Source organism: Streptomyces sp. NPDC102467, assembly GCF_044765445.1.
GTDB lineage: Bacteria > Actinomycetota > Actinomycetes > Streptomycetales > Streptomycetaceae > Streptomyces.
The window spans coordinates 77,682-86,271 of sequence record NZ_JBIWKA010000021.1 but is presented as its reverse complement, the minus strand read 5'-3'; the positions used below and the strand labels follow the sequence as shown (position 1 = coordinate 86,271).

The 8,590-nt window shown below is 71.9% G+C and carries 7 protein-coding genes; 4 read left to right on the top strand and 3 right to left on the bottom strand.

Translation table 11 applies throughout. The annotated features are described in order from the left end of the window. A partial coding sequence (locus ACIREE_RS35855) for a HAMP domain-containing protein (RefSeq protein ID WP_404162032.1) occupies positions 1-990 on the bottom strand: 990 nt, incomplete at its 3' end. A 101-nt stretch (positions 991-1,091) separates the two neighbouring features. Between ACIREE_RS35855 and ACIREE_RS35850 the strand changes: the two genes are divergently transcribed. Together ACIREE_RS35850 and hemW are read left to right on the top strand one after the other, a co-directional pair. Next, a complete protein-coding gene (locus ACIREE_RS35850; RefSeq protein WP_404162029.1) occupies positions 1,092-3,095 on the top strand; it encodes a SpoIIE family protein phosphatase in 2,004 nt (667 codons plus the stop codon). A 51-nt stretch (positions 3,096-3,146) separates the two neighbouring features. Then, a complete protein-coding gene (gene hemW, locus ACIREE_RS35845; protein ID WP_404162026.1) occupies positions 3,147-4,379 on the top strand; it encodes a radical SAM family heme chaperone HemW in 1,233 nt (410 codons plus the stop codon). Between the two features lie 178 nt (positions 4,380-4,557). Here the strand turns inward: hemW and ACIREE_RS35840 are convergent, their stop codons facing one another. After that, positions 4,558-5,382, bottom strand: coding sequence for a DUF3097 domain-containing protein (locus ACIREE_RS35840; RefSeq protein ID WP_404162022.1), 825 nt, complete (start codon positions 5,380-5,382; stop codon positions 4,558-4,560). Positions 5,383-5,416: 34 nt separating this feature from the next. Continuing rightward, positions 5,417-6,157, bottom strand: a complete 741-nt coding sequence (locus tag ACIREE_RS35835) for an MBL fold metallo-hydrolase (RefSeq protein WP_404162019.1) — start codon at positions 6,155-6,157, stop codon at positions 5,417-5,419. 131 nt (positions 6,158-6,288) lie between these two features. Between ACIREE_RS35835 and hrcA the strand changes: the two genes are divergently transcribed. Together hrcA and dnaJ are read left to right on the top strand one after the other, a co-directional pair. Further along, a complete protein-coding gene (hrcA, locus tag ACIREE_RS35830) occupies positions 6,289-7,305 on the top strand; it encodes a heat-inducible transcriptional repressor HrcA (RefSeq protein ID WP_404162017.1) in 1,017 nt (338 codons plus the stop codon). Next, complete coding sequence (dnaJ, locus tag ACIREE_RS35825; protein ID WP_404162014.1) at positions 7,306-8,442, top strand: molecular chaperone DnaJ; 1,137 nt, start codon at positions 7,306-7,308, stop codon at positions 8,440-8,442. The last annotated feature ends 148 nt before the right edge of the window (positions 8,443-8,590 follow it).

Sequence of the window (8,590 nt, the reverse complement as noted above, 5' to 3'; positions counted from 1 at the left end):
CTCGCCCTGCGCGTCGACCATGATCTTCTGGCTCAGGTCGCCGTTGGCCACGGCCGTGGTGACCTGCGCGATGTTACGGACCTGGGAGGTCAGGTTCGACGCCATGAAGTTGACGTTGTCGGTGAGGTCCTTCCAGACGCCGGAGACGCCACGGACCTGGGCGCGGCCGCCCAACTGGCCCTCGGTGCCGACCTCGCGGGCGACGCGGGTGACCTCGTCGGCGAACGCGGAGAGCTGATCGACCATCGTGTTCACGGTCAGCTTCAGCTCGAGCAGCTCGCCCGTGGCCTCGATCGTCACTGTCCGTGTCAGGTCGCCCCGCGCCACCGCCGTCGTCACAAGGGCGATATCTCGCACCTGAGCGGTCAGCCGGGACGCCATGGTGTTGACCGCCTCGGTCACGTCCCGCCAGCTGCCGGAGAGACCCTGCACCTTGGCGCGACCGCCGAGCCGGCCCTCGGTGCCCACCTCGCGGGCCACCCGGGTGACCTCGCCCGTGAAGAGGGACAGCTGGTCGACCATCTTGTTGACGGCGCGGCCCAACCTACGCAAATCGCCCCGCAGTTGGCGGTTGCCGTCGTGCAGGTCGACGCGCTGCGTCAGGTCACCGCCCGCCACCGCGTCGAGCACACGCGTGGCGTTCGCGGCCGGTGCGACCAGGGCACCGATGATGGTGTTGACGTCGTGGACGCGCGTGGCCCACGCACCCTGCCCCGGGCTCGCCTCAAGACGCTCGTCGAGCCGCCCGTGCCGGACGATCTCCCGGCGCACCCGGGTGAGTTCGGCGTTGTAATGGACACTACGGTCGATGAGCTGGTTGAAGACGGCCGCCAGCTCACCCACCATGCCTTCCCCGCCGACGGGGAGGTGGGTGAAGTTACCGTCGCGGGCGGCCGATATGGCGGCCAACAGGGGTCGAAGGTCGGGCGGGCGAATGGCGTCGCTTTCCAGCCCGTTCGGATGCACACGCATAGCACTGTTCTCACTCATGGCGGCCCACTTCGGTAACTCGGTGCTTATGGGCGTGGTCAGTCTGTCACTCTGTTCGTGTCGCCTGAGGCGTCTTTGCCCGAACTGCTCAGGAGCCGAACGTGGGGCCCATTCCTATCCAGCGGGAAACCACCTTCAGTGACGGGGACGTAGCGGACCATCCGCACGCAGGACCGGTCCTGGTCCACACGTCGCTGCCGGGGAACCCCCACACGCCCGCGGCCGCCCGCCGCTTCGTACGGGCCGCGTTCGCCGAGTGGACCGAGCGGGCCGTGCCCGGCTGCGGCGCTCTCGGCGACCGGCTGACCGACGACGCGATCGTCGTCCTGAGCGAGCTCGTGACCAACGCCGTGGTGCACGCCGGCACCACCGTCGACCTGCTCTGCCGCCTGGACGAGATGGCCGCCGACGGCACCCCCGCCGGAGTCGTCGTCGAGGTCACCGACCACCACCCGGCCCGCGCCGTACGCAGCGAGCGGGCCTGCCGCACGTCCGAGACGCCCGAGAGCGGCCGCGGCCTCCAGCTCGTCGCGACCCTCGCCGAATCGTGGGGCATCACCTACCGCCCCGGCACCAAGACCGTGTGGGCCCGGCTCCCCGCAGACGACACAGACGACACGGGCGACGCACACGACGCAGGCGACACAGCGGAGGCCGGGACCGACCCCGCCGTGCACTCGGCTGTCCGCGCCCTGGAGCGCGGCCTGCGCGCCGCCGAACTCCTCGCGCCCATGCCCCGACGCGTGCCCCAGGACCGGGACTGGGTCAACCGCGGCGCGCTCTCCTTCCTCGCCGAGGCCTCCGACCTGCTCGCGGGCCAGCTCGACGAGGAGATGGTCGCCGCGCTCGTCGGCCAGCTCCTCGTGCCACGGCTCGCCGACTGGTGCGCGATCTGGTTCTACGACGAGGAGGGCCGCGGCCTGCCGGGCACCGCCGACCACGACCTGCGCGGCGGCACCGACCCGATGCCCGCGCCCCGCCTCGCCCGCGTCTGGCACAGCCACGAGAACCGTAGCGAGGAACTACGCCGGATCCTGGAGAAGGAACCGCCGCGTCTGCCCGACGCCGCCCGCACCGCGGCCGTGCCCATGGCCTGGCCGTTCGAGGCGCGGGGCGAGAGCTGCGGGGACGACGAGAGCGGTGCCGCGCTCGCCTACCGGCTCATGGTGGGCGGACGCAGCCTCGGTGTCCTGCTCATCGGGCGCGCGGGCCTGCCCCGCTTCCCCGACGAGGTCACCGGGCTCGTCGAGGACTTCAGCCGCCGGGTCGCCCTCGCTGTCAGCGCGGCCCGCCGCTTCACCCGGCAGGCCACCATCAGCCGCATCCTGCAGCGCGGCCTGCTGCCCACCTCCATCGCCGAGATCCCCGGCATGCAGAGCGCCCTCGTGTACGAGCCGAAGGAGGCGGGCGGCCCCGGCGGCGACTTCTACGACGTGTTCCCCGCAGGGGACGGCCGCTGGTGCTTCGCGCTCGGCGACATTCAGGGCAAGGGCCCCGAGGCCGCCGTGGTGATCGGGCTCGTCCGGCCCTGGCTGCGGCTCCTCGCCCGGGAGGGCTACCCGGTCGCCCAGGTCCTGGACCGGCTCAACCGGCTGCTGCTCGACGACGCGACCGAGGCCGCCGACGCCGCGGCCCGCGCGCTCGCCGCCGCCGCCGGCGGCCAGGGCATCCCGCCCGAGGGCTCCGGCTCCCGCTTCCTCTCCCTCCTCTACGGCGAACTGACGCCGGCCGACGACGGCGGCGGAGTCACCTGCACCCTCGCCTCCGCCGGGCATCCGCTGCCCCTGCTCATGCGGCCCGGGGGCGAGGTCGTCGCGGCGGCCGAGCCACAGGTGCTGCTCGGCGTCGTCGAGGACCCGGACTACACGAGCGAGACGTTCGAGCTGCTGACCGGCGACACGCTGCTGTGCGTCACGGACGGGGTGACCGAGCGGCGCTCAGGGCGCCGCCAGTTCGACGACGGCGACGGGCTCGCGCACGCCCTCGCCGGGTGCGCGGGACTGACGGCGCAACTGCTGGCCGAGCGGATCCGGCGCCTCGTGCACGCCTACGCGGACGGCCCGCCGGACGACGATCTGGCGCTGCTCGTGCTGCAGGCGCAGTGACGTGCGCGGTGACGTGTGCAGTGACGTTCCGGGAGGCGGGACAATGGGGGCATGCCTTCCGCACTTCCCGATGGTGAGCCCGTGCCCGACGACGGGTCCCTGCCCGCCGCCGCGCTCGCCGGCGCCGCCGACCGGCCCCTCGGCTTCTACCTGCACGTCCCGTACTGCGCCACGCGCTGCGGCTACTGCGACTTCAACACGTACACGGCGACCGAGCTGCGCGGCACCGGCGGCGTGCTCGCCTCGCGGGACAACTACGCCGAGACGCTGATCGACGAGGTCAGGCTCGCGCGCAAGGTGCTCGGCGACGACCCCCGGCCGGTGCGGACCGTGTTCGTCGGCGGCGGTACGCCGACGCTGCTGCCCGCCGCCGACCTCGTACGGATGCTGGAAGCGGTCCGGGACGAGTTCGGGCTCGCGGACGACGCGGAGGTGACGACCGAGGCCAACCCGGAGTCGGTCGACCCGGCCTACCTGGCGGAGCTGCGGGCCGGGGGCTTCAACCGGGTCTCGTTCGGCATGCAGAGCGCGCGGCAGCACGTACTGAAGGTGCTCGACCGTACGCACACCCCCGGGCGGCCCGAGGCCTGTGTCGCCGAGGCGCGGGCGGCCGGCTTCGAGCATGTGAACCTCGACCTGATCTACGGCACGCCGGGCGAGAGCGACGACGACTGGCGGGCCTCACTGGACGCGGCCCTCGCGGCGGGCCCCGATCACATCTCCGCGTACGCGCTGATCGTCGAGGAGGGCACGCAGCTCGCCCGGCGGATCCGGCGGGGCGAGGTGCCGATGACCGACGACGACGTGCACGCGGACCGGTATCTGATCGCCGATGAGGCGATGGCGGCGGCCGGGTTCGACTGGTACGAGGTGTCGAACTGGGCGACGTCCGAGGCGGCCCGGTGCCTGCACAACGAGCTGTACTGGCGCGGGGCCGACTGGTGGGGGGCCGGGCCCGGAGCGCACTCGCACGTGGGCGGCGTGCGGTGGTGGAACGTCAAGCATCCCGGGGCGTATGCCGCCGCGCTGGCGGAGGGGCGCTCGCCCGGTGCCGGACGCGAGGTGCTGGCCGACGAGGACCGGCGGGTCGAGCGGATCCTGCTGGAGCTCAGGCTCCGCGAGGGGTGCCCGTTGTCGTTGCTGAAGCCCGATGGTGCGGCTGCCGCGCGGAAGGCGCTCGGGGACGGGTTGCTGGAGCGTGGGCCCTTTGCGGAGGGGCGGGCGGTGCTTACCTTGCGGGGGCGGTTGCTGGCCGACGGGGTTGTCCGGGATCTGGTCGACTGAGTGCGCCGCGCCGATGCCTCTCAAGCCCCTCCGGCGATTGAGGAGCGGGGGCCGGGGCGGAGCCCCGGGGCTCAGCGTCATCGCCGGGTGCGCCACCGTCGTGGCTGGTCGCGCCCCGCGGCGCAGCCGCTGATCGGCACAGTCCCGCGCCCCTTACGGGGCGCCCCCTCCGCGGTGCTCAAGCCTCCGGGGCCGTCACGAAGTCGATCAACTCCTCTACTCGGCCCAGGAGTTCGGGCTCCAGGTCGCGGTACGAGCGGACCCGGGACAGGATGTGCTGCCAGGCCTCGCCCGTGTTCGCCACGCGCCAGCCCAGCGCGCGGCACACGCCCGTCTTCCAGTCCTGGCCGTGCGGGATCCGGGGCCAGGCCTCGATGCCCAGCGAGGACGGCTTCACCGCCTCCCAGATGTCGATGTACGGGTGGCCGACCACCAGCGCGTCGGCGCTCGTGACCGACTGGGCGATGCGCCACTCCTTCGTGCCGGGGACCAGGTGGTCGACCAGGACGCCCAGGCGCGCGTCGGGGCCCGGGTCGAACTCGGTCACGATCGCCGGAAGGTCGTCGACGCCCTCCAGGAACTCCACCGCCACGCCCTCGATGCGCAGGTCGTCGCCCCAGACCCGCTCGATCAGCTGGGCGTCGTGCTTGCCCTCCACGTAGATGCGGCCCGCGCGGGCCACTCGGGCGCGGGCTCCCGGGACCGCGACCGAACCGGACGCCGTGCGCGTGGGGCGCACGGGACCGCCCGCCGCGGGACGGACCAGGGTGACGACCTTGCCCTCCAGCAGGAAGCCGCGCGGCTCCATCGGGAACGCGCGGAGCTTGCCGAAGCGGTCCTCCAGGGTCACCGTCGGCCCCTGCGCCGTCTTCTCTACGCGGACGACCGCACCACAGAAGCCCGTACCGACCTCTTCCACGACGAGATCCGGCTCGGCCGGGATCTCGGGAACAGTCGTGTTCCGCTTCCAGGGGGGAGTCAGGTCGGGTGAGTACTGGCGCATTCGGCAGACGATAAGAGAAGCTCCCCCGCTCGGCCTACGACACGCCGTAACGGGCCGCCAGTGTGGCGCGCTGCTCGCGGACAAACGCCGCATTCACCACAGACCCGTGCCCGGGAACGTAAAGGGCGTCCTCGCCGCCCAGCGACAGCAGCCGGTCGAGCGCCGCCGGCCAGTGCCGCGGGGCCGCGTCCGAGCCGGTCTGGGGTTCGCCCGACTCCTCCACCAGGTCGCCGCAGAAGACGATCTCCGGCCGGGCGGGGGCCCCGGGGACCAGAACCGTCAGGTCGTGGCCGCTGTGCGCCGGGCCGAGGTTCGCGAGCAGCACCCGCACACCGCCGCCGAGATCCAGCGTCCACTCGCCGCAGACCCGATGGCGCGGGGTGACGAGGAGATCGACCGCCTCGGCCGCCGCGTCGGGGTCCAGGCCATGGCGTACGGCGCTGGCGCGCAGCTGCTCGGCGCCGCCCGCGAACACGGTGTCGATGCCCACGGCCCCGTACACCTCGACACCCGCGAACGCCGCCGTGCCGAGCACATGGTCGAAGTGCGGATGGGTCAGCGCGATGTGCGTCACCCTCCCGTGTGGTCCCAGGAGGCGGCGGACGTCACCGCGCAGCCGGACGCCTTCACGGAGTGAGGATCCCGTGTCGATCAGCAGGGCCGCGTCCTCGCCGACGACGAGCCCCGTCGTGCAGTCCCAGCCGGGCAGCCGGATTCGTCCCACATGCGGCGCCAGTTCTTCCCAACCGGACGACTTCCAGTCGATGTGTTGCATAGAGACGAAGCTAGCGGCCTTGCCGGGCCCGTACCCACCGGCCGTACACTGACCCGGGGACGATTGGCACTCACGCGCAGCGAGTGCCAAAACGCAAAGATCGCAGAGACAGTTGCTGGAGGTGTGCGCCGATGCTCAGTGAACGCAGGCTCGAAGTGCTGCGCGCCATCGTCCAGGACTACGTCGGCACCGAGGAGCCGGTCGGCTCCAAGGCGCTGACCGAGCGGCACAGCCTGGGCGTCTCCCCGGCGACCGTGCGCAACGACATGGCCGCCCTGGAGGACGAGGGGTTCATCGCCCAGCCGCACACCAGTGCCGGGCGGATCCCCACCGACAAGGGGTACCGCCTCTTCGTCGACAAGCTCACCGCGGTGAAGCCGATGACGGCGCCGGAGCGGCGCGCCATCCACAACTTCCTGGAAGGCGCCGTCGACCTCGACGACGTCGTCGGACGGACCGTGCGGCTGCTCGCGCAGCTGACGCGGCAGGTCGCGGTCGTCCAGTATCCGTCCCTGACCCGGTCCACCGTGCGCCATGTCGAGCTGCTCGCGCTCGCGCCCGCCCGTCTGATGCTCGTACTGATCACGGACACCGGGCGTGTGGAGCAGCGGATGATCGACTGTCCGGCGCCGTTCGGCGAATCGTCCCTGGCGGACCTGCGGGCCCGGCTCAACAGCCGTGTCGCGGGCCGCCGGTTCGCCGACGTACCGCAGCTGGTGCAGGACCTGCCGGAGGCCTTCGAGGCGGAGGACCGCGGCACGGTCACGACGGTGCTCTCCACTCTGCTGGAGACGCTCGTCGAGGAGACCGAGGAGCGGCTGATGATCGGCGGAACGGCCAATCTCACCCGCTTCGGACATGACTTTCCCCTCACTATCCGGCCCGTGCTGGAGGCACTCGAGGAGCAGGTCGTGCTCCTCAAGTTGCTTGGTGAGGTGGGTGATTCGGGCATGGCCGTACGGATCGGTCACGAGAACGCCCACGAGGGACTCAACTCCACGTCCGTCGTGTCGGTCGGCTACGGTTCGGGCGGCGAGGCAGTGGCCAAGCTCGGCGTGGTCGGCCCGACCCGCATGGATTACCCGGGAACGATGGGAGCAGTACGCGCAGTGGCACGTTACGTCGGACAGATCCTGGCGGAGTCGTAAGTGGCCACGGACTACTACGCCGTACTCGGCGTGCGCCGCGACGCTTCCCAGGACGAAATCAAGAAGGCCTTTCGAAGGCTCGCTCGTGAGCTTCACCCGGACGTGAATCCGGATCCGAAGACCCAGGAGCGGTTCAAGGAGATCAACGCCGCCTACGAGGTGCTCTCCGACCCGCAGAAGAAGCAGGTCTACGACCTCGGGGGCGACCCCCTGTCGCAGGCCGGCGGAGGCGGCGCCGGAGGCTTCGGCGCCGGCGGGTTCGGGAACTTCTCGGACATCATGGACGCGTTCTTCGGAACCGCGTCGCAGCGTGGGCCCCGGTCGCGTACGCGCCGCGGCCAGGACGCCATGATCCGGCTCGAGATCGAGCTGGACGAGGCGGCCTTCGGGACCACCAAGGACATCCAGGTCGACACGGCCGTCGTCTGCACGAGCTGCAGCGGTGAGGGCGCGGCGCCCGGGACCTCCGCCCAGACCTGCGACATGTGTCGCGGGCGCGGCGAGGTCTCGCAGGTCACCCGCTCCTTCCTCGGCCAGGTCATGACGAGCCGGCCGTGCCCGCAGTGCCAGGGCTTCGGCACCGTCGTGCCGACGCCGTGCCCCGAGTGCGCCGGTGACGGCCGCATCCGGTCGCGGCGCACGCTGACGGTGAAGATCCCGGCCGGTGTGGACAACGGGACGCGGATCCAGCTCGCGGGCGAGGGCGAGGTCGGCCCCGGTGGCGGCCCCGCCGGTGACCTGTACGTGGAGATCCACGAGCTGCCACACCCCGTCTTCCAGCGGCGCGGCGACGATCTGCACTGCACGGTGACCATCCCGATGACGGCGGCGGCCCTCGGCACGAAGGTGCCGCTGGAGACGCTCGACGGCATGGAGGAGGTCGACATCCGGCCCGGCACCCAGTCCGGCCAGTCGGTCCCGCTGCACGGGCGTGGCATCACGCACCTGCGGGGCGGCGGCCGCGGTGACCTCCTCGTGCACGTCGAGGTCATGACACCGCAGAAGCTGGAGCCCGAACAGGAGCGCCTGCTGCGCGAACTCGCCAAGCTGCGCGGCGAGGAGCGCCCCCTGGGGCAGTTCCAGCCGGGGCAGCAGGGTCTGTTCTCGCGGTTGAAGGATGCGTTCAATGGGCGGTGAGTGCTGTTTGTCCGGCAGGGGGGCCGGGGGTTGTCCCCCGGGTGGGCACAGTCAGCCGGGGCAGCAGGGTCTGTTCTCGCGGTTGAAGGATGCGTTCAATGGGCGGTGAGTGCTGTTTGTCCGGCAGGGGGGCCGGGGGTTGTCCCCG